A 26,616-nucleotide genomic window follows, 5' to 3' on the forward strand; every position below is an offset into this window, starting at 1 on the left:
GGACGGCGTGACCGGCAGGACACGGGCGCGCCGGGGCAGGATGCGAAAACCGGGCTTTGCGCGCGGGGCCTGCTGAAACCGGGGGGCGCCAGGGCCATTTGCCTGTCGAGATGAACACATCCCCTTCCACCGCCCTCACCGCCGCGCCGCTCACCCTCGAGGCCCGCGCCGAACTGGCCGGGGCCGTGCGGATCCTGGAGAACCCCTCCCTCGCCGCCCGCATGGCGGCGATGGCGGGCACCCCCATTTCCGCGCTGAAGCGCCGGCTGCCGGATTTCGTGCAATCGGGCGTGGACGGCGCCGTGCGGCGGGCGATCGAGGCTGCCTGGAAGGCGGCGCTGCGCTCGAAGCCCGGGCGGGCGCCGCACGGGCTGACGCCCGACTGGCTGCATCGCGGGCTGGCGGCCGCCTCCGGCGTGGCGGGCGGGGCCTTCGGCCTGGCGGGGACGCTGACGGAACTGCCGGTCACCACCACCATCCTGCTGCGCCAGATCGCCTCCGAGGCGGCGGAGCAGGGCGAGGACCTCACCGACCCGATGGTGCAGGCGGAGTGCCTGAAGGTCTTCGCCCTGGGCAGCGAGGATCTGGACGAGGACCCGACCCAGAGCAGCTATTTCGCCGCGCGCATCGCCCTGGCGCAGGTGCTGCCGAACGCGGTGACCAACCTGGGCGCGGCGGTGATGCCGGGCTTCCTGGCGCGGATCGCCGGGCGCTTCGCCGCCGCGGTGGGTCTGAAGCTCTCGGCCCAGGCCGTGCCGGTGCTGGGGGCGGCGGCCGGGGCGGCGATCAACCTGTCCTTCCTGGAGCATTTCCGGAACGTGGCGCGGGCGCATTTCACCGTGCGGCGGCTGGAACGGGCGCATGGGCCCTCCACGGTGCGGGAGGCCTATGAGGCCCTGCGGGACGCGCGCATGGCGGCCTGAGGGCGGACGGCGCGCCGGGGCGGATACCCCCCGGCCTGGCCTGAGCGGCCCTCGATGGATGGGGCGGCGTGGCGCTTCCAGCGGCGGGCGGGTTGGGGCAGGCTGGGGCGGTGAAGATCATCGACCGCCGCTTCCTCGTCATGCTGGCGCTCGGCTTTTCCGCCGGGCTGCCCTTTCCGCTGACCGCCTTCGTCCTTCGCCAGTGGATGGCCGAGGCGCAGGTGGACCTGACCGCCATCGGGCTGACGGCACTGATCGGCCTGTCCTATTCGCTGAAGTTCCTGTGGTCGCCGCTGCTGGACCAGGGGGCGCCGCCGCTGTTCCGCCGCTGGGGGCAGCGCCGGGGCTGGCTGGGGACGATCCAGCCGCTGCTGGCGCTGGCCATCATGGGGGTGGGGCTGACCGACCCGGTGGCGCATCCGGGCTGGATGGCCGGGCTCGCGGTGCTGGTGGCCTTCCTGTCCGCCTCCCAGGACATCGTCATCGACGCCTACCGCATCGAGGTGCTGGAGGAGACGCAGCAGGGCTATGGCCTCGCCTGCTATGTCTGGGGCTATCGCGGCGCGCTGCTGGTGGCGGGGGCCGGGGCGCTGGCCACGGTGGGCTTCGCGGGCTGGGCGGGGGCCTATGCGATGTGCGCCGCGCTGATCCTGATGGTGGGCTTCGTCGCCACCGCCTTCGCGCCGCGCCCGGTGGAAGCGGCCCCGCGGGCGCTGCACTGGGCCGGGCGGATGCGCGCGGGGATGGTGGACCCGTTCCTGGACTTCATGCGGCGGCCGGCCTGGCCGGCGATCCTGGGCTTCGTCTCGCTCTACAAGCTGGGCGAGGCGCTGGCGCATGTGATGACCACGCCCTTCTACCGGGAGCTCGGCTTCTCGCGCCTCGACGTGGCGCAGGTCTCCTCGGTCTTCGGCCTCTTCGCGACGCTGCTGGGCGCGCTGGCGGGCGGCTGGCTGATCCGGCGCATCGGCGTGGCGAAGGCGCTGGTGATCACCGGGCTGGGGCAGATGCTGTCGAACCTGATGTATGTCGCGCTGGCGCGGGCCGGGCACGACATGGGGATGCTGTGGCTGCAGGTGGGGGTGGAGAACGTGACCGGCGGCCTCGCCGACGCGGCCTTCCTCACCTATCTCGGCAGCCTGACCCGGCGCTCCTTCACCGCGACCCAGTATGCCCTGCTGTCCTCGCTGGCGGCCCTGCCGCTGCACACGATCGGCGGCTCCTCCGGCTGGCTCGCCGCGCGGCTGGGCTGGGAGAATTTCTTCATCATGACCACCCTGGCCGCGCTGCCGGCCATGGTGCTGATGCTCTATCTGCTGCGGCGCCTGCCACCGGCGCCGAAGGTCGCGGTGGCGGAAGCGGCGGAATAGCGCGGCGGCCCCGCTGGATGCCGTCAGCCCGCGAGCAGGAAATCCAGCAGCACCCGGTTGAAGGGCTCCGGCTGTTCCACGGTGAAGGCGTGGCCGCCGTGTTCCGCGAGCCAGAGCCGGGCATCGGGCAGGGCTTCGGCGAGGCGGCGGGAGGCGGTCCAGGGCACCAGCAGGTCGTCGCGGGAGGCGGCGACCAGGGTGGGCGCGGCGATGCCGGGCAGGTCGGCGCGCGCGTCGAAGGCGCGGAGGGCGGCGATGCGGCGGCGGAGGTTGTGTTCGCCCTGGAAGCCCGCGACGCCCCGGGCGATCTCGGCGTCCAGCTTGTCGGCATGGTCCGCCATGTAGGGGGCGGTGTGCAGGAAGAGGGGCTGGGCCGCGACATAGGCGGCGGGGCCCTGGGCTTCGAGGATGCCGAGGCGGATGTCGAAGCAGCGTTCGGTGTGCGGCTCGGCCTTCGCCCAGGCATTGACGGCGACGAGGCGGCCGAGGCGCGCGGGATGGCGGCGGGCGAGTTCGAGGCCGACGAGGCCGCCCAGGGCATGGCCCAGGACATGGGCGCGGGCGATGCCGGCGGCGTCGAGGACCCGCGCCACGTCATCGGCCATGTCGGCGATGGCGTAGGCATCCGGCAGGGGCCCGGCGTTGCGGCCGGTGCCGCGCTGGTCGAAGGCGACGACCTGGAAATGCTCCTCCAGCGCGGCGCGCTGCGGCGCCCAGAAGCTGGCGAGGCCGCCGAGGCCGGCGGAAAGGACCACGGCCTCCGCGCCGGGCCTGCCCGTGATCTCGTAGGCGATCTCGTAGATGATCTCGTGACGGGGTGTGGTCACGCGGGGTGGCCGATATGGGCCACGCTGGCGATCTCCACCAGCGCGTCGGGCTTCACCAGCCCGCACTGGACGCAGTAGCGGGCGGGTTTGTCGCCGGGGAAGTATTCCGCATAGACGGCATTGATGGCGCCGTAATTCGCCCAGTCGGTGAGGAAGATGTGGTTCATGGCGATGTCGGCCATGGTGCCGCCGGCGGCCTCGACCACGCCCTTGATGGTTTCCAGCACATGGCGCGCCTGGGCGGCGGCGTCGCCGACATGGACCACGTTGTTGTCCTTGTCGAAGGGCAGCGTGCCGGAGACGTAGAGCACGCCATGGGCCATGGCGCCGGGGGAATAGGGCGCCAGCGGCTTGCCGGACCCGGCGGGGACGACGGATTTGATGGGCATGGGGCGGGCTTCCTCGTTCCGGATGGCCGATCGGGCGAAGGATGCTTGGCAAGCCGCATGCCACGGGCAGCGCGGGGATGGGCCCGGCCGGGTTCAGCGTCCGGTCCGGGCCTCCTCCGTATCCTCCGCCGCACGCGCGTCCTCGGCGGCGCGCATGGCGGCCTCGGCCTCGGGGTTGAGGGCCTGGCCGGCGCGGCGCGGCGGGGTGAGCGGGCCAGGGACGGGGCGGTTGCCGTACATCAGCTCCCGCCCCGCGAACAGCCCGTCGCAGAGCTGGATGTCCAGGCGCTGGCGGTCGCGGCGACGGACCTCGTCGGTGATCTCGGCGGCCTCCTCCTCCGGCACGTCGAGCCCCTCCAGCGCGGCATGGCCCATGGCGAGGGCGCCGTGGAAGGTCTCGCGGACCTCGAAGGCCACGTCGCGCTTGATGAGATCCAGCGTATGGCCGCGGTCATAGGCGCGGACATAGAGCTTCGCCTGCGGGAATTCCTCCTGCGCCAGGGTGACGATGCGGTCGGTGGTGGCGCGGTCGGCGGTGCAGACCAGGATGGCGCGGGCACGGCCGGCGCCGGAGGTGCGCAGCACGTCGAGGCGGGTGCCGTCGCCGTAATAGACCTGGAAGCCGAAGCGGGCGGCGGCGCGGATCATCTCCACATCGGTCTCGATGGTGGAGACGGTGAAGCCGCGCGCCAGCAGGGCCTGGCTGGCCATCTGGCCGAAGCGGCCGAAGCCGATGATCAGGGCGTCGCCATGCAGGGATTCGGCACGCTCGATGCCCTCCATCGAGGGCGCGGCGCGGTCCGGCCATCTCTCCGCCAGCAGCACGGCGAGCGGGGTGAGCGCCATGGAGATGATGACCGTGGCGGTGAGCATGGCACCGGTGCGGGCATCGACCAGCCCGGCGCCGCCGGCGGCGGCGTAGAGGACGAAGGCGAACTCGCCGCCCTGGGCGAGCACGGCGGCGCGGCGCACGGCCTCCCGCGTCCCGGCGCCGAAGAGGCGGGCAACGAGGAAGACCATGGCGGACTTGGCCAGCATCAGCAGCACCACGCCGGACAGGATCAGCAGCCCGTCGCTGCGCAGCACGCCGAGGTCGAGGCTCATGCCGACGCCCATGAAGAAGAGGCCGAGCAGGATGCCGCGGAAGGGCTCGATGTCCGTTTCGAGCTGGTGGCGGAAGGTGGATTCCGAGAGCAGCACGCCGGCCAGGAAGGCGCCCATGGCCATGGAAAGGCCGCCGAGCTCCATGGCCAGCGCGGCGCCGAGGACGACGAGCAGGGCGGCGGCGGTCATCACTTCTCGCGCCCCGGCGCGGGCGAGCAGGGCGAACATCGGGTTGAGCAGCCAGCGGCCGGCGGCGACCAGGGCGGCGAGCGAGAGCAGGGCGAGGCCGATGGAGACCCAGCGCGAGCCTTCCGCCTCGTGCCCCGGGGCGAGGATCGCGACCAGGGCGAGGAGCGGCACGATGGCCAGGTCCTCCAGCAACAGGATGGAGACGATGCGCTGCCCGGCGGGGGTGGAGACCTCGCCCTTCTCCTCCAGCACCTGCATGGCGATGGCGGTGGAGGACAGGACGAAGCCCATGGCGGCCACGAAGGCCACGGCGGGCGCGAAGCCGGCCAGCCAGAGGATGGCGGTGAGCACGGCGCCGCAGGCGCAGACCTGGGCGACGCCGAGGCCGAAGATCTCCCGCCGCAGGCTCCAGAGGCGGGAGGGCTGCATCTCCAACCCGATGATGAAGAGGAACATGACCACGCCGAGTTCGGCGATGTGCAGCACGGCGCCCGGTTCCGCGACCAGGCGCAGGCCGAAGGGGCCGATGGCGAGGCCGGCGGCGAGGTAGCCGAGCACGGAGCCCAGGCCCAGGCGGCGGAAGACGGGGACCGCCACCACCGCCGCCCCGAGCAGGATCACGACCGGGGCGAGATCCGTGACGTAGCCTTCTTCCGCCGCCATCCGCGCGCCCTTTCCTGCCGGTGCGGGGCGGAGCTTAGGCGTTCGGGGGCGGTGGCGGCCAGGGCGGTGGCGGAAGCCGCCATCCGCAGGTCAGTGGCGCAGGTCGGCCTCGACCGGTCGGCGGCTGGTGGCGAAGGCGGGCAGCAGGGCGGCGAGCAGGCCGAGGGCCCCGGCCACGCCCGGCAGCAACAGGTCCTCCCAGCCCGGGCGGATGCCCAGGCTGAAGGACAGGTCGGGCGCGGCCAGCCGGGCGAGCAGGAAGGCGAGGCCCAGGCCCAGCCCCAGCCCGGCGATCGCCCCGGCGCAGAGGATCACGCCCATCTCCACCCAGACGGTGGCCAGCACATAGAGGGGTGGCGCGCCGATCGCCCGCAGCGTGGCGAAATCCCGCCGCCGCGTGGCCAGCAGGGCGGAGAGCGAGAGGAACACCGCCAGCAGCACCAGCACCGTGGAGGCCCAGGCCATCCCGCCCATCAGGTCGCGCACATCGCCCAGCACGCGCAGCAGCGGCACCAGGACCTCCGCCGGGAAGACCGCCGTGCTGTCCGGCCCGCGCAGGGCGGAGCGCAGGCGGTAGGCATCGGCCACCCCCACCGGGGCGACCACGACCGCCGGCACGCCGGGCGGATCGGTCCAGGGAGTGCCCAGCTTCTCCTCCGCCGCCGGGTCCTCGCCATGGCCGTTGCCGAGGCCGTGCAGTTCCCAGACGCTCTCGACCGGCACCAGGATGGCGCGGTCCCAGGCATTGCCCTGCGGCGGCAACCGGCCGACCACCCGGTAGTGGCTGTGCTCGTGGCCATGCCCCTCCGCCTCGTCCGGATCGACATGGCGGCCATGGCCGGGGGTGAATTCCTCGCCGGAGCGCAGCGGCACGGCGGCGCCCACCACCGCCTCGAAATGTTCGGCGAAGAGCCGGCCCTCGGCCAGGGGGCGGCGCCCGCCGCGGGTGACGAAGGGCCCGGTGACGCCCACGACGGGGTTGCCGCGCCAGTTGTCGCCGAAGCCGATCGGCGAGAACCAGGCGATGCCCTTCTCCGCCTGGAGGCGCCGCAGCACCGTGCCGGGCATCAGCGGGACGGCGTCGGGGCGCAGGAAGACGGCGGCGAGGACAAGCTGCGTCGGGCTGCCCGGGGCGCCGACGATCAGGTCGAAGCCGGAGACGGCACGGATGGAGCCGGCCTGCACGCCGCGTTCCACCGCCCCCACCGCCACGCCCAGCGCGACGGAAAGGGCGACCAGCAGGGAGAGCGCGGCCGCCGTCCAGGGCCGGCGGCGCAGCGACGCCAGGGCGACGGGCCAGGGATTCATCATGGCCGCTTCACCGCGCGCGATTCATCGGAGGTGCGGTCCGTCACGGGAGGAGGAGGGCCCCGCCCTCGATCCGGCCGCGCCGTTCCAGCCGGTCCAGCAGGCGCGGGTCGTGGCTGGCGACCAGCAGGGTGGCGCCTGCCTCCGCCGCCAGGTCCAGCAGCAGCGTGGCGACCGTGGCGGCGGCGGCATCGTCCAGGCTGGCAGTGGGCTCGTCGGCGACCAGCACCGCGGGGCGGCCGAGCAGGGCGCGGGCCAGGGCGACACGCTGCCGCTCCCCCCGGCTGAGCGCGGCGACGGGCCGGTGCCCGGCGGGCAGGCCCAGCCGGTGGAGCAGCGCCTCGGCGGCCGCGGCCTCCTCTGCCGTGGGGGCCCAGCGGGTGAAGCGGACGGGCAGCAGCACGTTGCCCAGCGCGTCCAGCCCGTCGATCAGGTGGAATTCCTGGAAGACCATGCCGACATGGCGCCGCCGCCAGGCGTCGCGGCCGGCGGGCGGCAGGGCGGTCAGATCCGTCCCGCCCCAGGCGATGCGGCCGGCGAGCGGCAGGGCGATGCCGGTCAGGGCGTGCAGCAGGGTGGTCTTGCCGGACCCCGACGGGCCGGCGATGCCCAGGCTGGCCCCGGCCGGCAGGTCCAGGGCGGGGATCTCCAGCAGCCGCCGCGGCGCCGCGCCGCGCTCGGCCACGCCCAGCACCAGCCCGCGCACGGACAGCGCGCTTGCGGCGGCGGGGCGGGCGGCGGGAGCGGCGAGGCGGTCGGGCAGGCTTTCAGGCACGGGCGAATTCCGCGTCGCGCAGGCGGAGCTGGCTGACGAAGCCGGATTCCGGATCGGTCCAGGAGCCGGTTTCCAGCCGGCCCGTCACCTCGATCCGTTCCGAGGGATCGAGCGGCAGGGCACGGCGGCGCAGGTAGACCACCAGGATGTCGGGGGGCCATTCCGCGTCGGAGGAGCAGAAGGGACAGATCGACATCGGTTCGCGCGTCAGGACGAAGAAGATCGCCTCGGCGGAAAGCGGCGGGGCCATGTAGCCGCGCATGGAGACGAGCTGGCCGGCGAGGCGCTGCACCTTGTCGGAGAAGCGCAGGCCGGTGACGCTCCATGTGCCGTAGAGCTCGTCGAAGCCGATCCGCTCCGGCGCCGCATGGGCGGCACCCGGCAGAAGGAGGGCCGGCGCGCCGAACAGGGCGCGCCGGCCGATCATGTGGCTACTGGCCAAGCCCCAGCGCCTCGGCCATGCCGCGGAAGACGTAGGTGTTGTCCACGAAGCCGTGGAAGCGCTCGCTGCCCGGGCCCCAGGCACGGAGGATGCCGTCATCCACCGCGTGCACGCCGGTATCGGCGGTGCGCGGCAGGACGCCCTCGCGCCGCTGCGCGCCCGGCTGCTCGCAAAGCTTCTCGTTGGCGACGTAGATGTCGCCCTTCTTCACCGCCGGTACGCGCTGGCCGTCCAGGCTGGGGCGGAAGGTCTCGCAGTAGTCCGGCGTGGCGCTGTAGAAGACGGCCAGGCGGCGGCTGACGTCGATCCGGGTCGGATAGTGGTCGGCATCCGGCGGGGGGTAGTTCGGGAAGCCCGCATCCTGATAGACGCCGACCTTGTCGCGCATCAGCGGGCCGGGCTTGTTGTCGTCCACCGTGCCCATGATCGACATGCCGTGGGTGTGGTCCGGCACCACGACGATCAGCGTGTCGTTGCGCTCCACCGCCCAGTCGCGCGCGACCTTCACCGCGTTGTCCAGCATGATCGTGTCGAACACCGCCCGCTCCCAGTCCAGCGGGTGGTTCGCCTTGTCGATCAGCCCGCTCTCCACCATCAGGTAGAAGCCGGCCGGGTTGCGGGAGAGCACCTGGAGCGCGGCGCGCACCTGCTCGGTCAGGTCCGGCTGCTCGGGGAAGCGCTGGGTGGTGCCGCGGTGCAGTTGGCGGCGATCGAGGGCGCCGTCCATGTTGCCCAGGTTGAACAGGCCGAGCAGGCGGCGGGTCTCCGGCTTCGCCGCGATCTCGGCCAGGCCGCCCGCCGTCTCGGCGAAGGCGTAGCCCTGCTGGCGGAAGGAATCGAGCACATTGCGTTCGTCCGACCGGCGCGAGCCGGCGACCGAGCGCGGCAGGAGAGAGGCGGAGCCGCCGCCCATCAGCACGTCCACGCCGCTGTCGAGCATCTGGTCGGTGATGGGGATGTAGTCGGAGCGGCGGCGGGTATGGGCGAAGACCGCGGCCGGGGTGGCGTCCTGGATTTCCGTGTTCGTCACCACGCCCACGGACATGCCGCGGCTGCGCTGCACGATGCTGGAAAGCGTCTCCACCCGCGGATGGGCCAGCGTGTCGGCGGCGCGGCTGGGATAGACGTTCAGCGCGTTCACCGCCGACTTGTGGCCGGTGTTGTAGGCGGCGGCCGAGTTGGCGCTGTCCGTCGCGATGCTGTCCACGCCGGAGGTGCCGATCGTGGCCATGGCGGGGAAGTTGTCGATGGTCAGGCGGCCGTCGTAGCGGCCTTCCCGGATGCCGCGGGAGAGGATGCGCGCGGCGGTCACGTTGGCGACTGTCATGCCGTCGCCGACGAAGAGGATGACGTTGCGGGCCTGGCGCCCGCTGCCGGCATAGACCTGCCAGGTGACGCTGGCGGTCTGGGTGCCGTCGGTGGCGGCCGCGGTGTAGACGCCGGGAGTGGCGAGGCTCGCATCCCGCAGCAGGACGCTGGAGGCCGCCTTGCCGTCCTCGCGCTCGATGTATTCCGGCGCGCGGCCCAGCACCGACTGGACGTCGCGCCCGTTGATGGTGACGCGCAGCTTGTCCTGCGCCACCACCCCGGGGAACTCGACCTTCAGGTCGAAGCGGCTGCCGGCCAGGATCTCCGCCCGGTCGATCGGATAGATGGTCTGGGCCTGCGCGCCCCTCACGCCCGCCATTCCCGCGACGGCTGCCAGGCAGAGCAGCCCGGTCTTCCAGATCCCAACCATGTTCTACCTTTGCTCGGCCGCTCGAATCGCGGTTTCCGGCCCGGGACGATACGGGCGATCGGTGGCCCCGGAAGGCTGACAAAGAAATTTCATAAAGGCGGGCCACGCGGGCAGCCACGGCGCGAGGCCCGGGGCTGGGCGAGCGTGCCATCCACGCGCCCTTCCCCGCCGGTGCGGAGCGGGAGCGGGGCTCAGGCGGTTGGCGGGACCGGCTTCAGGGAGCGGGCCGTCGCACCAGCGCGAGACCGATGCCGAGGGCGATCATCGCGCCGCCCGATGCCTCCCGCAGCCGGCGGACCAGAACCGGGCGTGCCGCCGCGCCGTCGCGGATGCCGCCCGCCGCGAAGGCGACGGCGACATCGGCCAGGGTGTTGAGCGCGACCGACGCGAAGCCGAGCGCCACGAACTGGAATGCCACCCGGCCTCCGGGGTTCACGAACTGCGGGACGAGGGCCAGGAAGAAGGCCGCCGTCTTCGGGTTCAGCGCCTCGACCAGCACGCCCTCGCGGAAGGCCCGCCACGGCCCGGCCGGCGGGGTGGCATCGCCCCCCGGGGACGCCAGGGCCTCCCGGCGGGCGGAGCGGAAGGTGCGGAGGCCGATCCAGACGAGATAGGCGGCACCGGCGAGCTTGAGTGCGGTGAAGAACTCCGCGCTCGCCAGCACGATGGCGGACACGCCCAGCCCGCCCGCCAGGACATGGACCATGCCGCCCAGCCCGGTGCCGAGGCTGGAGGCCACGCCTTCCGCCCGGCCACCGGCGAGCGTGCGGGCGGCGACGTAGAAGAGGCCCGGGCCGGGCGTGATGGCGAGCAGCAGCGCCGCGGCGAGGTACAGGGCGAGCTGGGGCAGGTCGGGCATGGCTGTGTGAGGCCCCATGGGGGGGGGGGTTGATCCATCCGGCGCCGGGCCGCCGGTGTCAGCGCCGGATCAGGACGACGCCCGCGATCAGCAGCGCGACGCCGATCAGGCGCGTCGCGTCGATCGGGCGCTGAGCGAGGCCGAGCCATCCGAAATGGTCGAAGGCCACGGAGGCGAGCATCTGGCCCGTGACGAGGAGCGCGAGGAAGGTCGCGGCCCCGATCTGCGGCACCAGCAGGATGGAGAGCCCGATGAAGATCGCGCCGAACAGCCCGCCGCTCCAGGCCCACCAGGGGATGCGGGCGGCGGTGGCGGCCGAAGGGAGAGGATCACGCAGGGCGAGCGCGAGCAGCGCCATGCAGGCGACGCCCACGAGATAGCTCACGAAGCCCGACCAGGCGGCCGAGTTCAGCGATGCCCGCAGGTTGCTGTTCAGCACCTGCTGGACGACGATGCTCACCCCCGCCGCGATGGCGAGGAAGATGGGCAGGGCCAGGCCCGACATGTTCCCCTCAGCCCGGGATCAGCGCCGCGACGGCGCGGTCGGAGGGGCGGTCGCTGGCCGCGAGACCGGCGGCGACGCCCGCCCGGTCCCCGGCGCTGCGGTTCTGGCTCATCTTCCGCTTGCCGTCGATCCGCGCGATCGGCAGGCGCAGGCCGACGATGCCCTTGAGCTGGGCGCGGATGAAGTCCTCCGGCGCGTCGGCCACGGCCCAGGGCCTGGCACCCGGTTCGGCCCCCGATGCCGCGCGGGACGCCTCGTGCAGCGCGGTCAGCCGCGTGACGACGTCGAGCAGCCGGTTCGCATCCTCGAAGAACTCGGCCGGGCCATAGGCGTGGACGGCGACGTAGTTCCAGGTGGGCACGACCTTCCCGTGCTCCTGCTTGGAGGGATACCAGGAGGGGCTGACATAGGCGTCCGGCCCCGCGAACAGGGCCATGGCTTCGCCCGCCGGCGGCAGCCTCCATTGCGGGTTGGCGCGGGCCAGGTGGCCGTAGAGCGTGCCATAGGGGCCTTCCTCCGGCGCGAGGAAGAGCGGGAGCGGCGTGGCGATCAGCCCTTCCGCCGTGGCCGTGACCAGGTTGGCTAAGCGGGCCTCCCGAATCGTCGCGTGCAGGGCGGTCAGGTCATCGTCGCGGAAGGCGGGCGGGACATACATCGGCGGGGGCCTCATCGATCGGGCTGGACCATGCCCCCGCACTGGCCCAGAAGGAACGTCCAGTTTCCAGTGGATATGGAGGGCCAGTTGGCCGACATGGGGGCGAAGGCACAGCCCCGGGACGGGGTCGCCCGGCGGATCTGCGCGTCGATCAGGGAGCGGATCGCCTCGGGCCTGCTCGGCCCCGGCGCGCCCCTGCCCTCCACCCGCGCCCTGGCCGCGGAATGGGGTGTGTCGCGCACGACGGTGACGGCGGCCTATGACCAGTTGATCGCGGAAGGCTATCTGGAGGCGCGGCAGGGCGCGCGGACGCGGGTCGCGCCACGGCTCGGCCAGACGCCTGTCGCGCCGGAACCGCCCCGGCCTGCTTCCATGGGTTCCGGAAGCCTGTCGGCCTATGGCCGCAGGCTGGCGGAGTTCGATCTGCCGCCCCTGTGGGAAGGCAACCGGCTGATCGCGGATTTCCGCTATGGCGATCTCGCCGCCGCCGATTTCCCGCGCCTTGCCTGGCGCAGGGCACTGGGAGCGGCCCTGCTGCGCCGCCCCCAGCGCCTCCGCTACGGCGATCCGCGCGGCTCCCCGGCTCTCCGCGATGCCCTGCGGGGCTATCTCTGGCGGGCGCGGGGGCTGCGCTGCGAGCCGGACCAGATCGTGGTGGTGAACGGCTCGCAGCAGGGCCTGGACCTTTGCGCGCGGCTGCTGCTCGACCCAGGGGACCACGCCGTCATGGAGAATCCCGGCTACGGTCTCGCGCGCCAGGTCTTCCTGGCGGCGGGCGCGGAGGTGATCCCCGCCGCCGTGGACCGGGATGGCATGGCAACGGAGGCGCTGCCCGGGGCGCGGCTGGCCTATGTCACGCCCTCGCACCAGTTTCCGCTCGGTGGCGTCATGCCGGCCGGGCGGCGGTGGGAGCTCCTCGACTGGGCCGGGCGCTGCGGCGCCCATGTCGTCGAGGACGACTATGACAGCGAGTACCGCTTCGACATCGCACCCGTCCCGCCCCTGCAGGCGCTGGATGAGGCGGGGCGGGTGATCTATCTCGGCACGGTTTCCAAGACGCTCTCGCCCACGCTGCGCCTCGGCTATCTCGTGCTTCCCGCATCGCTCTCGGCGGTCTTCGCCCGGGCGAAGCGGCTGACGGACCGGCATTCGCCCGGGCTGGAGCAGGAGGCGCTGGCCGGGCTGATCGCGAGCGGCGCCTATGAGCGCCATGTGCGCCGTGTCCGCCGCCGCAACGGCGAGCGCCGCGCCGCCCTGCTGGCGGCCCTGTCGGACCATCTGGGCGACGCGGTGAGCGTGGTGGGCGCCGAGGCCGGGCTGCATCTCGTGGCCTGGCTCCACCAGGTGCCGGCGGCGGCGGAGGACGCCCTCGTCGCCCAGGCCCGCGCGGTGGGGCTGGGCCTCTATCCCGTCACGCCGCTCTACGCGCCCTCCCCCGCCAGCCGCCCCGGCATGGCGGGGCTGGTGATGGGCTATGCCAGCCTCGACGAGCCCGCCATCGAGCGAGGCGTGCGGATGCTGCGGGACGTGCTGGGGCGCTTCGATACCGGAAAGGGTGCGGGCGGTCTGTGACGGTGGCGCCCTTGGGGGCAAGGCGTCGCCTCGCCCCCAAACCCCCACTCCACCAGGACGCTACGCGCCCTGGACCCCGTTCGTTGGTTCCTGCTGACGCTGGATCGCGCCGGAGAGCCATGCTCTCCGGCGGCTGTGGCCGCCACCTGCGCGGAAAGGGTTATTTTCTTCTTCGGGAGCCCCGCTGATCCACCTGTTCCCGAGGACCGGACCGGAGACCGACCTTGCCACCCGCACCAGCTCAAGGCGGGGTCTGGGGGAATACCATTCCCCCAGCGGTGGGGGTTCCGGGGGCAGGCGGAGCCTCCCCCGGGGCCAGCCACGAGAGCGGCGGCAGACCGCCCGGCCAGCTCATTCCGCCGCGTGCGACAGCGGCCTCGCCACATCCTCCAGCGAGCGGCGCTCGGCAGCGAAGCCCAGCTTCCATTCGGTGGCGGCGGCGATCAGCATCAGGGCGGCGCCCAGCATGTAGCCCCACATGATGTTCTCGCGCGCGCCGCCCTCGATCAGCGCGCCGAACAGGGCGGGGCCGGCGACACCGCCGATGCCGGTGCCGAAGGCGTAGAAGAGGGCGATGCCCATGGCGCGCATCTCCAGCGGGAAGCTCTCGCCCACGGTGAGGTAGGCGGCGGAGGCAGCGGCGGAGGCGAAGAAGAAGATCACCGTCCAGGCCGCCGTCTGTTCCCAGGCGGAAAGCCATCCCTGGGCGAAGGCATAGCCGGTGGCGGCCATCAGGATGCCGGACAGGGCATAGGTGGCGGTGATCATGGGGCGGCGGCCGATGCTGTCGAAGAAATGGCCGAGCAGCAGCGGGCCCATCAGGTTGCCGATCGCGAAGGGCAGCATGAACCAGCCGATATGGTTGGGCTCGATGCCGTAGAAGCGGGTGAGCACCAGGGCGTAGGTGAAGAAGATCGCGTTGTAGCAGAAGGCCTGGCAGGCCATCAGCACGATGCCCAGGACCGAGCGTTCCGGATAGGTGCGGAACATGGTCGCCGCGACCTCCCGCAGGCTGGTGTGGGTGCGGGGCACGAGGCGGATGGTGCGGTGCTCCGCCGCCGGCAGGGGGCCGCGGTTGCCGCGCACCCAGTCCTCGATGTCGCCGACGATGCGCTCGGCCTCCTCGGGCCGGCCATGGGTCATCAGCCAGCGCGGGCTTTCGGGGATCCAGCGCCGCAGGAAGAGCACGATGAGCGACAGGGCGCCGCCGATGCCGAAGGCGAGGCGCCAGCCGAGTTCCGGATCGATCACGCGTGGGTCGAGCAGCACCACCGCGCCCAGGGCGCCGAAGGCGGCACCGGCCCAGAAGGTGCCGTTGACCGCGAGGTCGGTGACGCCGCGGCGGCGGGCGGGGATGAGTTCCTGGATGGTGGAGTTCACCGCCGCGTATTCGCCGCCGATGCCTGCGCCGGTGAGGAAGCGGAAGAAGGCGAAGCTCCAGAAGTTCCAGGAGAAGCCCGTCGCGATGGTAGCCGCCATGTAGACCAGCAGGGTGACGGTGAAGAGCTTCTTGCGGCCCAGGCTGTCGGTGAGGCGTCCGAAGACGAGGGCGCCGAGGACGGCGCCGATGAGGTAGGCGGAGGCGCTGAGTCCGATCTGGGTTTCCGTCAGGCGCAGGACGGGGCTGTTGTGGATGGCGCCGCCGAGCGAGCCGACGAGGGTGACCTCCAGCCCGTCCAGGATCCAGGTGATGCCGAGCGCCACGACCACCAGCCAGTGGAAGCGGGACCAGGGCAGGCGGTCCAGCCGCGCGGGGATGTCCGTCTCGAAGCTGGCCTTCCCGCTTGTCGCCGTGGTGGTGCTGGCGCGTCCCTCCATCGGTCCGGTCCTCCCTCCTTGCCTTCGCGGTCCCTGCCCTCCCTGGCATGAGCCGCCCCGATAGGAAACGCCGAAATGGCCGAAGGTTCCCGGGGAGCGATCCGGGGAGCGGTCCGGGGACCGGCTCCGCGCCCCGTTGGGACGGCGTCCGAAAGGGGGATTCCACAGGGCGGGGCCTTGCGTCCCATGGTGGGCGGCCATGGGCATGGCGGCCGAAGCGGGTGGGGCTCCGGATCGGGCGGATGGCTGGGTCCCGGCCCGTCCCATGCCCGGCGGCGCGCAATTTGCCTAGCCTGCCGGGATGGCGGTCCCCGCCTCCCCTGCCGTTGGATATCCGCGTGATCCTTTCCGTCTTCTGGCTGCCGGCGACGCTCGGGGCTGCCTTCTTCCAGTCCTGGCGCACGGCGATGCAGCAGCGGCTGCGCGGCGCGATGTCGGTGAACGCCGCCGGGCTGGTGCGCTTCCTCTATGGCGCGCCCACGGCGCTGGCGCTGCTGTTGCTGCACTGGCTGCTGCTGGGCGGCGGGATGCCGCGGCCGGGCTGGAGCTTCCTCGGCTGGGCGCTGGTGGGTGGGCTGGTGCAGATCCTCGGCACCAACCTGCTGATCATGAGCTTCGGCTACCGCAACTTCGTGGTCGGCACGGCCTACAGCAAGACGGATGCGATGCAGGGGGCGATCCTGGGCACGCTGGTGCTGGGGGAGATGCTGCGGCCGCTGGCCTGGCTCGGCGTGCTGGTCAGCGTGGCGGGGGTGCTGGTGCTCTCGCTGGCGGGCAAGGCCCGCGGGCCGCGCGACCTGCTGCGCGCCACGGTGCAGCCGGCGGCGCTGTGCGGGCTCGGTGCGGGGTTGGCCTTCGCCGCCACCGGCATGTTCACCAAGCTGGCCATGGCGACGCTGCCGGCGGGCACGGATGCGGTGCGCGGGGCGCTGCTGGCGCTGACGGTGATGACCACGCTGCAATCGCTGATGCAGGGCGGCTGGATGCTGTGGCGCGAGCCGGAGCATCTGTGGGCGGTCTTCCGCGGCTGGCGAAAGGCGGCGCCGGTCGGGGCGCTCTCGGCGCTGGGCTCGGCCTGCTGGTTCACCGGCTTCGCCCTGGCGCCGCTGGGGCTGGTGCGGGCGGTGGGGCAGGTCGAGATCCTGATGACCATGGCGCTGGGACGCTTCTACCTGCGGGAAAGCTTCACCCGCTCGGAGGTGATCGGGGCGATGACGGTGGTGGCGGGGGTGCTGCTGGTGCTGGTCGGGGCGTGAGGGAGGGGCGCGCCGCGCCTTCGGGGGAAAGATCTCCCCTGGAGGCGCGGCGCCCGGAAGCCCGGTCCTCCCTGCCTCAGTCCGGCGTGATGTTGCCGCGGCGGACGACCTCCTTCCAGCGGGCGATCTCACCCTTCTGGAAGGCGGCGAACTCGGCCGGGGTGCTGCCCACGACCTCGAAGCCGATCTCGTCCATGCGGCGGCGGGTGTCGGGGTGGCGCAGCGCCGCCAGGATGGCGGCGTGGATGCGGTTGGCGAGGTCCGGCGCCATGCCGGCGGGGCCGCCGATCGCCTGCCAGGAATAGACGGTGAAGCCCTGCAGCCCGGCCTCGATGCCCGTCGGCACCTCGGGGAGGAGGGCGGAGCGCGCCTCGCTGGTGATCAGGATGGGCTTCACGCGGCCATCGCAGATCTGCGGCAGGATGGAGCCGAGATTCTGGAAGGAGAGCTGGACGTTGCCGGCGATCAGGTCGGTGGTGGCGGGGGCGCCGCCGGCATAGGGGATGTGCGAGATCTCCGTGCCGGTGAACTGCTTGAACATCTCCATGGTCAGGTGGTCGGAGGAGCCGACGCCGGAGGTGGAATAGGAGGTGGCGCCCTTGCGCGCCTTCAGCCATTCGACGAGCTCGGCGAGGTTGCCGGCCTTCACCTGCGCCGGGTTCACCACCAGGACATTGGGCGTGCGCACGGTCTGGCTGAGGCCGGTGAAGTCGCGCACCGGGTCGTAGCCGAGATTGGGGCGCAGCGCGATGTTGATCGCCCAGGTGCTGATCGGCGCGTGCATCAGCGTGTGGCCGTCGGGGGCGGAGCGGATGACGAAGCGGGCGCCGATCTCGCCGGTGGCGCCGGGGCGGTTCTCCACCACCACGGGCTTGCCGATCCCCTGCTGCATCTGCACCCCGATGGCGCGCGCCACGATGTCGGAGGAGGAGCCCGGCGCGAAGGGGGAGACGATGGTGACGGTGCGCTCCGGCCAGGCCATCTCCGCCCGTGCGGCGCGGGACAGCAGGGCCGGTGCGCCCAGGATGGGGGTGAGGAGCGAGGCGCGCAGCAATCCACGGCGTTGCATGGTTTCGTCTTTTCCTTCCCGGACGGAACCGCATCCCTGTTGCGGGATGCGGCGAGGTGGATGGCGTGGCGGCCTCCCGGCCCCCATGCCGCAGCAGTGGGTCAGCCCGACAGCGCGCGGGCCAGGCGGCGCAGGAGGAGGTCGATCTCCGCGATGTGGTGCGCCGTCAGCGCGGGACCGGGACGGCGCATGGTGGCGTGGCGGATGGCGCCGCGGCGGCGCAGCACCTCCTTGCGCGCGGCGACGCCCCAGAAGCCCTGGGCCTCGTAGTTCAGCAGCGGCAGGTAGCGGTCGAAGAGGTCGTGTGCCTCCTCCACCCGCCCCTCGGTGAAGAGGCGGTATGTGCCGGACAGGACCTCCGGGTGCGAGAAGCCGGCCATGGGGCCGTCGATGCCGCGCGCCAGTTCCTGCGGCAGGTAGAGGCCGTTGTTGCCGGTGAGGATGGCGACGCGGCGGCCGCCCGCCACCGTGTGGCCTTCCCGCAGGCGGGTGATCTTTTCCAGGCTGGGGAGATCCTCCTCCTTCACCACCTGGATCTGCGGGAAGCGCTCGATCAGGCGCAGCATGGTGGGCACCGACATCCAGGTGCCGCTGGCGCCGGGGAAATCCTGCAGCACGGTGGGGATGTCGCCGATGCGCTCGAAGACCGTGGTGAAGTAGCCGAGCACGTCCTCCTCGGTGCGCAAACCGCCGGGCGGGGCGATCATCACGCCGCTGGCGCCGGCATCCATCGCATCGGCGGCGAGGCGCGCGAGCTGGGCGAGGCCCGGGGCGCTGACGCCGACGATCACCGGGCGGCCCTGCGCGCGGGCGACGAAGCGGCGCGCCACCTCGCGGGATTCGTCGAGGTCGAGCTTGCCGCCCTCGCCGCTGACGCCCAGCGCGACGAAGCCATCCGCGCCGTGGCGCAGGTAGAAATCGGCCAGCGTGTCGATGCTCGGCAGGTCGATCCCGCCGCGCTCGTCGAAAGGGGTCTGGGCGATGATGACGCTGCCCTTGAGACCGCTCAGCATGTCTGTCCTCCCTTCGCGCTTTCCGGGAGAGGGAGAAGCGCCGTGCCGCGCCCTCCCCCGCCTCGCCTTATTGCGGGCCGAGCTTCTCGATCAGCGCGCGCAGGCTCTGCTTCTCCTCCGCCGTCAGGTCGCTGAGCGGCGAGCGCACCGGGCCGGCGCCGCGGCCGATGATCTCGGCGCCCGCCTTGACGATGCTGACCGCGTAGCCGGGCTGGCGGTTGCGGATGGCGAGGTAGGGGAAGAAGAAGTCCTTCAGCAGCCGGTTCACGGTCGTCATGTCGCCGGTGGTGACGGCGGTGTAGAAGTCCTGCGCCGTGCGGGGGATGAAGTTGAACACCGCCGAGGAATAGGTCGGCACGCCCATGGCGAGATAGGCGGCGGCATAGACTTCGGCCGTCGGCAGCCCGCCGAGATAGGTCAGCCGGTCGCCCAGCGCGCTGTAGACGGCGGTCATCGCCTCGATGTCGCCGACGCCATCCTTGAAGCCGATCAGGTTCGGGCATTCCTCGGCCACGGCGGCCAGGGTCTCGGGCTTCAGCCGGCAGTTGGCGCGGTTGTAGACGATGACGCCGAGCGAGGTGGCCTTGCAGACCGCCGCGATATGGGCGCGCAGCCCGGCCTGGGAGGTCTCGGTGAGGTAGGGCGGCATCAGCAGGATGCCGGCGGCGCCGAGACGCCCGGCCTCCTGCGCGTATTCGATGGCGGTGCGGGTGCCATAGCCGGCCCCGGCCACGATGGGGACCTGTCCGGCCGCGCCTTCCACCGCCGCCTTCACCACCTGGGAGAATTCACCCGGGGTGAGGGAGAAGTATTCGCCCGTGCCGCCCGCGGCGAAGAGGGTGGCGGTGCCGTAGGGCGAGAGCCATTCCAGGCGGCGGCGATAGCCGTCCACGTCCAGGTCGCCCGAGGGGGTGAAATCCGTCACCGGGAAGGAGAGGAGCCCGGTGGGCAGCTTCGCCTTCAGGGCCTCCGGGGTGAAATGCTCTGCCATGCCGGTCTCCATCGCCTTGGGTGCAAACATATAGTGGTATGATGTCTTACGAATATGGCCCCCGGAACGCAAGCGGAAGATGGGGGGTCAGCCGGGAGCGAGGGCGGAGAGCGCCTCGCGCAACCGCTCCCGGCTGTTCAGCAGGTGCAGGCGCATCGCGGCGCGCGCACCCTCCCCGTCGCCATGCAGGATGGCGGTGGCGATCTGCACATGCTCGATGCGCAGGATGCGGAGATAGGCCACCCGGGCCTCGGCATCGCGGAACAGTTCCAGGCGGGAACGCGGGACGAGCTGCGCGGGCAGGCCGGCAAGCAGCGCCTCGAAATAGGCATTGCCGCAGCAGCCTGCGATCTGGAGGTGGAAGGCCCGGTCCATGGCGACGGAGCCGTCGGCATCGGCGGGGTTGGTGCCGAAGCGTTCCGCCGCATGCAGCAGCGCCTCGGCCTGGGCCTCGCCCCGGCGCTGAGCGGCCAGCCAGGCGGCCTCCGACTCCAGCGCGACCCGCACCTCGATCAGGCGCAGCATCTCCTCCGCCGTATCGATCTGCGAGGCTTCCAGCCGGTAGTGCGGCGCCTGGGGCGAGGCGAGCACGAACATGCCGCGCCCCTGTTCCACCGACAGGCGTCCGGCGGCGCGAAGGCTGGAGATGGCCTCCCGGATCACGGTGCGGCTGACGCCGTAGCGGGCGATCAGCTCCTTCTCGGTCGGCAGCTTGTCGCCGGGGCGCAGCTCACCCGCCTCGATCCGGCCGGAAAGATCGTCGCAGACCTGGACGGCGAGGCTGGCACGGCGGGGCTGCGCCACGGAACGGGGCAGAAAGGCGCCATCGGGGGAAGCGGTGCCCCGTGGATCGGATCGAGAGACTGCGGATCGGGCCATGGTCGGTCTCCGTCCTCGCGCGGGCCAGAGGGAAGAGGTGCGAGGAACGATGCATAGATCGTCCGTCATATGACTTCCAGATGACATCGAAGCGGTCTGCTGGCGCCGGATGGGGCGAGCTCGCCGGGCCTGGGCCGCGATCCGCGTGCAATTGCGAAGACGTTCACAGCTTGGTGGGATCTCAATCACCAGTTGACACGATCATCCGTGATTATTAAAAATTGAGACGTTGGCATTGAAATGGAATGCCACGAGGAGACAGACCGATGCGTGCCATTCTCAAAACCTCCCTCATGGCGAGCGCACTCGCCCTGGCCGCGACCATGCCGGGCATCGCCATGGCCCAGAACTTCTCCGGATCCAGCCAGTTCAGCAGCGCCGGCGTGACCGGCGGCAGCTATGCGAAGGGCATCGGCGACACCAGCGCCTCCTCCCAGAGCGCGGGCAAGGTCTATTCCTTCAACAGCGGCGGCACCTCGAGCGTCGAGGGCCTCTCGGCCACCTGGGGCGGCGCCACGGGCCCGGGTTCGTCCTTCGCCAGCGGCGTGGACTTCAGCGGCAGTGCCTGGCAGGGCGCCTTCAGCGGCCAGGGCTTCGCGCCGGCCGGGGCGGGCCAGTGAGCCGCGCGGCGAAGCCGCCGGTCGGGCGGGGCGTGCCGATGGCACGCCTCCTCGGCGCGGGCGTGCTGGCGGTGGGGGTGGCGTTCGCCGCCCTTCCCGCCTCGGCCCAGACCCAGTCCAGCAGCACCTCGGCGGGCGCGGTGGCGAATGCCATCGTGGTCAGCGGCTCCGGCTCCAGCAGCGGCTCCAACACCGTCACCTACAAGGGCGGCGTCGAGAACGTGCCGAGCGTCTACGGCGCGCTGTCCGTGGCGCCCTGCACCACCGCGGCGCAGATCGGCGGTGCCTTCATGGGCGGCGGCTTCACCGCCTCGCTCGGCAGCGAGAGCGAGGGCTGTTCCCGCCGCGCCAACGCGGCCGCCTTCCATGCGATGGGGCGCGACGACGTGGCCATGGCGCTGCTGGCGCAGGACCCGAACGTGGCCAAGGCGCTGAGGGACGTGGAGCAGGCCAAGCTGGCGGCGGCCCAGGCGCAGCAGGCCCAGCAGGCGCGGTTCGCCCCGGTCATGGTGGCACCGGCGGAGCCGGAGAGCGTCACGGTCCGGCCCGCCGGCCAGCCCATGGGGCAGCCCCGGCTGCAGCAGGTCCGCGCCCAGGTGCCGGCCGCCACGGCCCAGCGGCCCGACTGGTGCCTCCGCGCCGCGCCGACCACCCAGGCCGGGCGTGACTATGTGCGGCAGGTCTGCGGCCAGGGCTGAGCGCGATCCGCCCGCCCGTGGAGCCCGCTCCGGCTCTTCCCGCCGCCCTGTCGCAACACACTGCCTTCCGACCCCGGAGCATTTCCGGGGACCATGCCCGGGTCTCCCCCCCGGGCACCCGTCTCGGCAGGCGGAAACGGCCCGCTTCCGTTTCCGCCTCCTGACATCCCCGTTGGGGAAGGGTTTTTCGCGGATATTCCGGGCCCTGCCCCCGTCGCCTGGGCATCGCAGCATGCTACAAGGACCGGCAGAACTGTCCGCCGAAGGGATATCCCATGAGTGATGCAGCGACCCTGAACCCGGCCACCCGCCTGAAGCCGGGTGTCGTTTCCGGCAAGGACTATGCGACACTGGTCGCGGCCTGCAAGGCCGGCGGCTATGCCCTGCCCGCGGTGAACGTGGTCGGTAGCGACAGCATCAACGCGGTGATGGAAGCCGCCGCGAAGAACAAGTCGGACGTCATCATCCAGCTTTCCAACGGCGGCGCCCGCTTCATGGCCGGCGAGGGCTGCCCCGATGCCGCCAAGGCGCGCGTCCTGGGCGCCGTGTCCGCCGCGCAGCACGTGCACCTGCTGGCCGAGCAGTACGGCATCTGCGTGGTGCTGCACACCGACCATGCCGATCGCAAGCTGGTGCCCTGGGTCGATGCGCTGATCGACCACAGCGAGGCGCATTTCGCCAAGGCCGGCAAGCCGCTCTTCTCCTCGCACATGCTCGACCTCTCGGAAGAGGCGCTGGAGCCGAATGTCGAGGAATGCGTGCGCGTGCTGAAGCGCATGGCGCCGATGGGCATGAGCCTGGAGATCGAGCTGGGCGTGACCGGCGGCGAGGAGGACGGCATCGGCCACGAGCTGGAGGAGTCCGCCGACAACGCGCATCTCTACACCCAGCCCGAGGACGTGCTCTATGCCTATGAGAAGCTGAGCCCGCTGGGCCACTTCACCGTGGCGGCCTCCTTCGGCAACGTCCATGGCGTCTATGCGCCGGGCAACGTGAAGCTGCGGCCGGAGATCCTGAAGTCCTCGCAGGCGCTGGTGTCCGAGCGCCATGGCGGCGGCGACAAGCCGCTGAACCTCGTCTTCCACGGCGGATCGGGCTCCGAGAAGGAGAAGATCCACGAGGCGGTGAGCTATGGCGTGTTCAAGATGAACATCGACACGGACACGCAGTTCGCCTTCGCCAAGCCGGTGGGCGACTACGTGAAGGCGAACCCGAAGGCCTTCGAGTTCCAGGTCGATCCGGAGACCGGCAAGCCGTACAAGAAGCTCTATGACCCGCGGAAGTGGCTGCGCGCGGGCGAGCTCGGCATCGTTGCCCGGCTGGAGGAAGCCTTCGCCGACCTTGGCTCCAAGGGCAAGAGCATCGCGGGCTGACGCCACTCCCCAACCGCCTTCCCCCGGCCGCGCGAGCGTGCCGGGGCAGCCTCAGGCGGAGGCGGTGCCTCCGCCTGAGGCTGCGATCTGCGGATCCGCCGCCAGCAGCGCCCGCAGCACGGGCACGAGGGGATTCGCGCTCCCGGTCCGCCAGGCCAGCATCAACTCCGCGCTGGCCCGTTCCTCCTCCACCAGAGAGTGGAAGGTGATATCGGGCGGGCAGAAGCGTTCGGCCGACTGCGGCAGCAGCGCCACCCCCAGCCCCGCGCCGACCAGCGCCATGATGGAGTGGGTCTGCGTCACGTACTGCACGGCCGCCGGCGTTACGCCGGCCACGCGCAGCAGGCCGTCCACCAGCCCATAAAGATAAGGTCCTTCCACTGGCGGATAGGTGATCAGCGTCTCGGCGGCCAGCTCCCCGAGGCGAATCGCCCCCGCCTGCGCCAGCCGATGCCCTGACGGGAGCGCCAGCACCAGCGGCTCGCGATACACGCGCATCGCTCGCATCCCAGGCAGCGTCACCGGGGGGCGCAGCAGGCCGAGATCGATCTGGTCCCCCTGCAGGGCGGCGAGTTGCTGCGGCGTTGTCATCTCCCGCAGCACGAGATTGATGGCGGGCAGCCTCTGCCGCAGCAGGGTCACGAGGCGCGGCAGGAAGACGTAGCTGGAGGCGGCGGTGAAGGCGAGGGTAAGCTGCCCCGCATCGCCGCTGGCGATCCGGCACGCATCCTGGGCCGCGCCCGCCACATCCTCCAGGATCCGCCGCGCCGAGCGCAGGAAGCTCTGCCCGGCCGGGGTCAGGCGGATGGCGCGGCGGCTGCGGTCGATCAGCAACGTGCCGATGCCGTGCTCCAGGGCCTGGATCTGCCGGCTCAGGGGCGGCTGGGTCATGTTCAGCCGCAGCGCCGCACGCCGGAAGTTCATCTCCTCGGCCACGGCCAGGAAGCAGCGCAACTGGTCCAGGGTGATCACCGATGCAGAATGAGCATCATCCGATCCCCAATCAAGCAGCCTGATGCATCGGATGGAGTCTTATAGATGATGCAACAGGCGGGGCCGAGAGGCCCGGCCATGCTTCGTCAGAGGGATGTCAGCTTGAACTCCATCGCACCGCCGGCCCGCATCATGCCCGACGCCCTGGCCCGGTTCGGGGCCACGCTCCTCGCCGCCGCCGGGCTGGAGGCGGAGAAGGCGAGGACGGTGGCGGAGATCCTGGTGCTGACCGACATGATGGGCCGGCACACGCATGGCATGGCCCAGTGCCCCGCCTATCTGGAGCAGATCCTGGGCGGCGGCATGGCCGGTGCCGGCGAGCCGGAGGTGGTGCGCGACCTGGGCGGCACCGTGGTCTGGGACGGCGGCTATCTGCCCGGCCTCTGGCTGATGGATCGGGCGCTGGCGCTGGGCTTCGAGCGACTGCCGCAGCATGGCGTCTTCACCCTGGCGATGCGGCGCAGCCACCATATCGGCTGCCTCGCGGCCCTGGCCCGGCAGGCCACCGAACGGGGCCTCTACGCGATGATCGCCTCCTCCGGCCCGCACACGAAATTCGTCGCGCCCTTCGGCGGGAAGCAGGGGCTGTTCAGCCCGAATCCTTTCTGCTTCGCCTTTCCCGCCGGGCGGACGCCCGTGCTGGTGGATGCCTGTGCCTCCATCACCACCGTCTCCATGACGCGCGAGAAGGCCGCGGCCGGCGAGTTGTTCGAGCATGAATGGCTGCTGGACAGCGCGGGTCGGCCGACGCGCGACCCGCGGGTGATGGAGCGCCCCGACGACCGGGGCAGCCTGATGCTGCTGGGCGGCGAGGAATACGGGCACAAGGGCTTCGGCCTGGCGCTGATGGTGGAGGCGCTGACGCAGGGGCTGTCCGGCCATGGCCGGCGCGAGGCGCCGACGCGCTGGGGGGCCAGCGTCTATCTGCAACTGATCGATCCGGATGCCTTCGCCGGACGGGAGGCCTTCGAGGCGCAGACGGGCTTCCTGGCCGAGCAATGCCACGCCAATCCGCCGATCGATCCGGCGCGCCCCGTGCGGCTGCCGGGCGAACAGGCCGAACGCAGCATCGAGCGCCACCGGCGGGACGGGGTCGCGCTTTCCGCCCGCACGGCCGCCGCGCTGCGGGACTGGGCCGGGCGGCTGGGGGTGGAGGCCAGCCTGCCGCCCGCCTGAGCGGCCGGCCCGGCGGGGCCGGTTTCCGACACCACAACGTCCAGACCGCAAGAAGCCAAGCCATAAGGAGGAGCAGATGCCGGATACCGGCGCTGAGCAGATCGTCGCGTCCCGCCTCAATGCATCCGAGGTGCCGCAGCCCCGTGCCACACGGGCGCGCTGGCTGATGCTGGGCCTCGTCTTCGTCGGCACGATCATCAACTATCTCGACCGCACCAACATGTCGATCGTGGCGCCGCTGGTGTCGCGCGAGTTCGCGGTCGATCCCGTGGCCATGGGCTTCCTCTTCTCCGCCTTCGGCTGGGCCTTCATCATCGCGACACTGCCGGGCGGCTATTTCCTCGACCGCTTCGGCACGCGCATGACCTATGGCGTCTGCCAGGCGGGCTGGTCGGTGCTGACGGTGTTCCAGGCGGCGGCCAGCAGCTTTGGCATGCTGTTCGGGCTGCGCATGGGCGTCGGCGCGGCAGAGGCGCCGTCCTTTCCCGCGAACAACAAGCTCGTCACCGCCTGGTTCCCGCAGAGCGAGCGCGGTGTCGCCGGCAGTGTCTGCTCGATGGGCATCTATGTCGGCACGGCGGTGCTGACGCCGCTGTTGTTCTGGATCGCCTCCACCTATGGCTGGCGGGAGGTGTTCCTCTTCTCCGGCGGGCTCGGCGTGTTCTGGTCCGTGATCTGGTTCCTGTTCTACCGCGAGCCCTCGGAAAGCCGCCGCGCGAACAACGCGGAGCTGGACTACATCCGCCAGGGCGGCGCGCTCTCCTCGGCGCAGGCGGCCAGGGCGCCGTTCAGCTGGGCGGCGGTGGGGAAGCTGCTGCGCTTCCGCCAGGTCTGGGGCATCTGCATCGGCAAGCTGGCGGCCACCACGACGCTGTACTTCTTCCTGACCTGGTTCCCGACCTATCTGGTCAATGAGCGCGGCATGACCATGCTCAAGGCCGGCGGCGCCTCGATCGCCCCCTACATGGCGGCGGCGGTGGGCGTGATGTTCGGCGGCTGGTGGGGCGACTACATGATCCGCCGCGGCGTCAGCGTGAACTTCGCCCGCAAGGCGCCGATGGTGGTGGGCCTGCTGCTGACCGGCAGCATCGTGCTGGCGAACTACACCAGTTCGAACATGCTGGTGATCCTGATCATGTCCTTCGCCTTCTTCGCGCAGGGCATGTCTTCCACCAACTGGGTGGTGATCTCGGAGGTCGCGCCCTCCAACCTCGTGGGCATGACGGGCAGCATCATCAGCTTCGTCGGCAATGCCTCCAGCATCATCACGCCGATCGTCATCGGCTTCATCCTGAAGGCGACCGGTTCCTTCAACTGGGCGCTGGGCTTCTGCGCGCTCATGTCGCTGGTGGGGGTCTTCGCCTACACCGTGATCCTCGGGAAAGTCGAGCGGCTGCACGTGGATTGAAGA

Annotated in this window: 25 protein-coding genes; 9 read left to right on the forward strand and 16 right to left on the reverse strand. The window is 71.6% G+C overall.

Features of this window, described 5'->3' with window-relative positions:
* The first annotated feature begins 110 nt into the window (after positions 1-110).
* The gene (locus RGI145_RS16600) at positions 111-923 is read left to right on the forward strand and encodes an EcsC family protein (RefSeq protein ID WP_075799232.1); all 813 of its coding nucleotides are present in this window, start codon (positions 111-113) and stop codon (positions 921-923) included.
* Positions 924-991: 68 nt separating this feature from the next.
* A complete protein-coding gene (locus RGI145_RS16605; protein WP_237183107.1) occupies positions 992-2,293 on the forward strand; it encodes an AmpG family muropeptide MFS transporter in 1,302 nt (433 codons plus the stop codon).
* A 23-nt stretch (positions 2,294-2,316) separates the two neighbouring features.
* Here the strand turns inward: RGI145_RS16605 and rutD are convergent, their stop codons facing one another.
* The 10 genes from rutD to RGI145_RS16655 all read right to left on the reverse strand — a co-directional run bounded on the left by rutD (position 2,317) and on the right by RGI145_RS16655 (position 11,747).
* The gene (rutD, locus tag RGI145_RS16610) at positions 2,317-3,120 is read right to left on the reverse strand and encodes a pyrimidine utilization protein D (protein WP_237183108.1); all 804 of its coding nucleotides are present in this window, start codon (positions 3,118-3,120) and stop codon (positions 2,317-2,319) included.
* Complete coding sequence (rutC, locus tag RGI145_RS16615; protein WP_075799233.1) at positions 3,117-3,509, reverse strand: pyrimidine utilization protein C; 393 nt, start codon at positions 3,507-3,509, stop codon at positions 3,117-3,119. Before rutC ends, rutD begins: the two co-directional genes overlap by 4 nt.
* Positions 3,510-3,602: 93 nt before the next feature.
* The gene (locus RGI145_RS16620; RefSeq protein ID WP_075799234.1) at positions 3,603-5,465 is read right to left on the reverse strand and encodes a monovalent cation:proton antiporter-2 (CPA2) family protein; all 1,863 of its coding nucleotides are present in this window, start codon (positions 5,463-5,465) and stop codon (positions 3,603-3,605) included.
* Positions 5,466-5,555: 90 nt separating this feature from the next.
* On the reverse strand, positions 5,556-6,776 hold the full coding sequence (locus tag RGI145_RS16625; protein WP_083670848.1) for an FtsX-like permease family protein: 1,221 nt from the start codon (positions 6,774-6,776) through the stop codon (positions 5,556-5,558).
* 40 nt (positions 6,777-6,816) lie between these two features.
* Positions 6,817-7,548, reverse strand: coding sequence for an ABC transporter ATP-binding protein (locus tag RGI145_RS16630; protein ID WP_237183109.1), 732 nt, complete (start codon positions 7,546-7,548; stop codon positions 6,817-6,819).
* Positions 7,541-7,990, reverse strand: coding sequence for a hypothetical protein (locus RGI145_RS16635; RefSeq protein WP_237183110.1), 450 nt, complete (start codon positions 7,988-7,990; stop codon positions 7,541-7,543). The genes RGI145_RS16630 and RGI145_RS16635 overlap by 8 nt, the downstream gene beginning before the upstream one ends.
* Positions 7,980-9,728 (reverse strand): alkaline phosphatase, encoded by a 1,749-nt coding sequence (locus RGI145_RS16640; protein ID WP_075799236.1) that lies wholly within the window; start codon positions 9,726-9,728, stop codon positions 7,980-7,982. The genes RGI145_RS16635 and RGI145_RS16640 overlap by 11 nt, the downstream gene beginning before the upstream one ends.
* A 214-nt stretch (positions 9,729-9,942) precedes the next feature.
* The gene (locus tag RGI145_RS16645; RefSeq protein WP_075799237.1) at positions 9,943-10,587 is read right to left on the reverse strand and encodes a LysE family translocator; all 645 of its coding nucleotides are present in this window, start codon (positions 10,585-10,587) and stop codon (positions 9,943-9,945) included.
* Between the two features lie 58 nt (positions 10,588-10,645).
* Positions 10,646-11,092: a DMT family transporter gene (locus RGI145_RS16650; RefSeq protein WP_075799238.1), complete on the reverse strand. Its 447-nt coding sequence runs from the start codon at positions 11,090-11,092 to the stop codon at positions 10,646-10,648.
* A gap of 7 nt (positions 11,093-11,099) precedes the next feature.
* On the reverse strand, positions 11,100-11,747 hold the full coding sequence (locus tag RGI145_RS16655) for an FMN-binding negative transcriptional regulator (protein WP_075799239.1): 648 nt from the start codon (positions 11,745-11,747) through the stop codon (positions 11,100-11,102).
* Positions 11,748-11,822: 75 nt separating this feature from the next.
* On the opposite strand from RGI145_RS16655, the gene pdxR reads away from it, so the two are divergent.
* Entirely contained in the window at positions 11,823-13,319 is a 1,497-nt protein-coding gene (pdxR, locus tag RGI145_RS16660) for a MocR-like pyridoxine biosynthesis transcription factor PdxR (RefSeq protein ID WP_075799240.1), read from the forward strand.
* A 351-nt stretch (positions 13,320-13,670) separates the two neighbouring features.
* Here pdxR and RGI145_RS16665 read toward each other — a convergent pair whose 3' ends face one another.
* The gene (locus tag RGI145_RS16665) at positions 13,671-15,137 is read right to left on the reverse strand and encodes an MFS transporter (RefSeq protein ID WP_075799241.1); all 1,467 of its coding nucleotides are present in this window, start codon (positions 15,135-15,137) and stop codon (positions 13,671-13,673) included.
* A 338-nt stretch (positions 15,138-15,475) separates the two neighbouring features.
* On the opposite strand from RGI145_RS16665, the gene RGI145_RS16670 reads away from it, so the two are divergent.
* Positions 15,476-16,393, forward strand: coding sequence for an EamA family transporter (locus RGI145_RS16670; protein ID WP_075800144.1), 918 nt, complete (start codon positions 15,476-15,478; stop codon positions 16,391-16,393).
* Between the two features lie 76 nt (positions 16,394-16,469).
* Here the strand turns inward: RGI145_RS16670 and RGI145_RS16675 are convergent, their stop codons facing one another.
* The 4 genes from RGI145_RS16675 to RGI145_RS16690 all read right to left on the reverse strand — a co-directional run bounded on the left by RGI145_RS16675 (position 16,470) and on the right by RGI145_RS16690 (position 20,345).
* On the reverse strand, positions 16,470-17,462 hold the full coding sequence (locus RGI145_RS16675) for a Bug family tripartite tricarboxylate transporter substrate binding protein (RefSeq protein WP_075799242.1): 993 nt from the start codon (positions 17,460-17,462) through the stop codon (positions 16,470-16,472).
* 101 nt (positions 17,463-17,563) lie between these two features.
* Positions 17,564-18,475, reverse strand: a complete 912-nt coding sequence (locus tag RGI145_RS16680) for a dihydrodipicolinate synthase family protein (RefSeq protein WP_075799243.1) — start codon at positions 18,473-18,475, stop codon at positions 17,564-17,566.
* Positions 18,476-18,542: 67 nt separating this feature from the next.
* A complete protein-coding gene (gene kdgD, locus RGI145_RS16685) occupies positions 18,543-19,466 on the reverse strand; it encodes a 5-dehydro-4-deoxyglucarate dehydratase (protein WP_075799244.1) in 924 nt (307 codons plus the stop codon).
* 87 nt (positions 19,467-19,553) lie between these two features.
* Positions 19,554-20,345: a FadR/GntR family transcriptional regulator gene (locus RGI145_RS16690; protein ID WP_237183111.1), complete on the reverse strand. Its 792-nt coding sequence runs from the start codon at positions 20,343-20,345 to the stop codon at positions 19,554-19,556.
* 266 nt (positions 20,346-20,611) lie between these two features.
* Between RGI145_RS16690 and RGI145_RS16695 the strand changes: the two genes are divergently transcribed.
* The 3 genes from RGI145_RS16695 (at position 20,612) to fbaA (ending at position 23,036) form a co-directional block, all read left to right on the forward strand.
* Positions 20,612-20,965 carry a hypothetical protein gene (locus RGI145_RS16695; protein ID WP_075799246.1) on the forward strand — a complete coding sequence of 118 codons (354 nt, stop codon included), beginning with the start codon at positions 20,612-20,614 and terminating at the stop codon, positions 20,963-20,965.
* Between the two features lie 38 nt (positions 20,966-21,003).
* On the forward strand, positions 21,004-21,663 hold the full coding sequence (locus tag RGI145_RS16700) for a hypothetical protein (protein ID WP_156878580.1): 660 nt from the start codon (positions 21,004-21,006) through the stop codon (positions 21,661-21,663).
* A 275-nt stretch (positions 21,664-21,938) separates the two neighbouring features.
* On the forward strand, positions 21,939-23,036 hold the full coding sequence (fbaA, locus tag RGI145_RS16705) for a class II fructose-bisphosphate aldolase (RefSeq protein ID WP_027280715.1): 1,098 nt from the start codon (positions 21,939-21,941) through the stop codon (positions 23,034-23,036).
* Positions 23,037-23,087: 51 nt separating this feature from the next.
* Here fbaA and RGI145_RS16710 read toward each other — a convergent pair whose 3' ends face one another.
* On the reverse strand, positions 23,088-24,008 hold the full coding sequence (locus tag RGI145_RS16710) for a LysR family transcriptional regulator (RefSeq protein WP_075799248.1): 921 nt from the start codon (positions 24,006-24,008) through the stop codon (positions 23,088-23,090).
* A 123-nt stretch (positions 24,009-24,131) separates the two neighbouring features.
* Between RGI145_RS16710 and RGI145_RS16715 the strand changes: the two genes are divergently transcribed.
* Positions 24,132-25,205 (forward strand): Ldh family oxidoreductase, encoded by a 1,074-nt coding sequence (locus RGI145_RS16715; protein WP_261340785.1) that lies wholly within the window; start codon positions 24,132-24,134, stop codon positions 25,203-25,205.
* Between the two features lie 76 nt (positions 25,206-25,281).
* A complete protein-coding gene (locus RGI145_RS16720) occupies positions 25,282-26,613 on the forward strand; it encodes an MFS transporter (protein ID WP_208863888.1) in 1,332 nt (443 codons plus the stop codon).
* Positions 26,614-26,616: the final 3 nt, after the last annotated feature.

This window comes from Roseomonas gilardii (genome assembly GCF_001941945.1).
In the GTDB taxonomy this organism is placed as follows: Bacteria; Pseudomonadota; Alphaproteobacteria; order Acetobacterales; family Acetobacteraceae; genus Roseomonas.

Bases quoted from the DNA above. Each gene is read 5' to 3' on its own strand.
- RGI145_RS16675 (WP_075799242.1), bottom strand. From the start codon at position 17,462: ATGCAACGCCGTGGATTGCTGCGCGCCTCGCTCCTCACCCCCATCCTG.
- RGI145_RS16690 (WP_237183111.1), bottom strand. From the start codon at position 20,345: ATGGCCCGATCCGCAGTCTCTCGATCCGATCCACGGGGCACCGCTTCC.
- RGI145_RS16650 (WP_075799238.1), bottom strand. From the start codon at position 11,092: ATGTCGGGCCTGGCCCTGCCCATCTTCCTCGCCATCGCGGCGGGGGTG.
- RGI145_RS16700 (WP_156878580.1), top strand. From the start codon at position 21,004: ATGGCACGCCTCCTCGGCGCGGGCGTGCTGGCGGTGGGGGTGGCGTTC.
- RGI145_RS16665 (WP_075799241.1), bottom strand. From the start codon at position 15,137: ATGGAGGGACGCGCCAGCACCACCACGGCGACAAGCGGGAAGGCCAGC.
- kdgD (WP_075799244.1), bottom strand. From the start codon at position 19,466: ATGGCAGAGCATTTCACCCCGGAGGCCCTGAAGGCGAAGCTGCCCACC.
- RGI145_RS16640 (WP_075799236.1), bottom strand. From the start codon at position 9,728: ATGGTTGGGATCTGGAAGACCGGGCTGCTCTGCCTGGCAGCCGTCGCG.
- RGI145_RS16655 (WP_075799239.1), bottom strand. From the start codon at position 11,747: ATGTATGTCCCGCCCGCCTTCCGCGACGATGACCTGACCGCCCTGCAC.
- RGI145_RS16600 (WP_075799232.1), top strand. From the start codon at position 111: ATGAACACATCCCCTTCCACCGCCCTCACCGCCGCGCCGCTCACCCTC.
- RGI145_RS16680 (WP_075799243.1), bottom strand. From the start codon at position 18,475: ATGCTGAGCGGTCTCAAGGGCAGCGTCATCATCGCCCAGACCCCTTTC.
- RGI145_RS16720 (WP_208863888.1), top strand. From the start codon at position 25,282: ATGCCGGATACCGGCGCTGAGCAGATCGTCGCGTCCCGCCTCAATGCA.
- RGI145_RS16625 (WP_083670848.1), bottom strand. From the start codon at position 6,776: ATGATGAATCCCTGGCCCGTCGCCCTGGCGTCGCTGCGCCGCCGGCCC.
- RGI145_RS16620 (WP_075799234.1), bottom strand. From the start codon at position 5,465: ATGGCGGCGGAAGAAGGCTACGTCACGGATCTCGCCCCGGTCGTGATC.
- fbaA (WP_027280715.1), top strand. From the start codon at position 21,939: ATGAGTGATGCAGCGACCCTGAACCCGGCCACCCGCCTGAAGCCGGGT.
- pdxR (WP_075799240.1), top strand. From the start codon at position 11,823: ATGGAGGGCCAGTTGGCCGACATGGGGGCGAAGGCACAGCCCCGGGAC.
- RGI145_RS16695 (WP_075799246.1), top strand. From the start codon at position 20,612: ATGCGTGCCATTCTCAAAACCTCCCTCATGGCGAGCGCACTCGCCCTG.
- rutC (WP_075799233.1), bottom strand. From the start codon at position 3,509: ATGCCCATCAAATCCGTCGTCCCCGCCGGGTCCGGCAAGCCGCTGGCG.
- RGI145_RS16645 (WP_075799237.1), bottom strand. From the start codon at position 10,587: ATGCCCGACCTGCCCCAGCTCGCCCTGTACCTCGCCGCGGCGCTGCTG.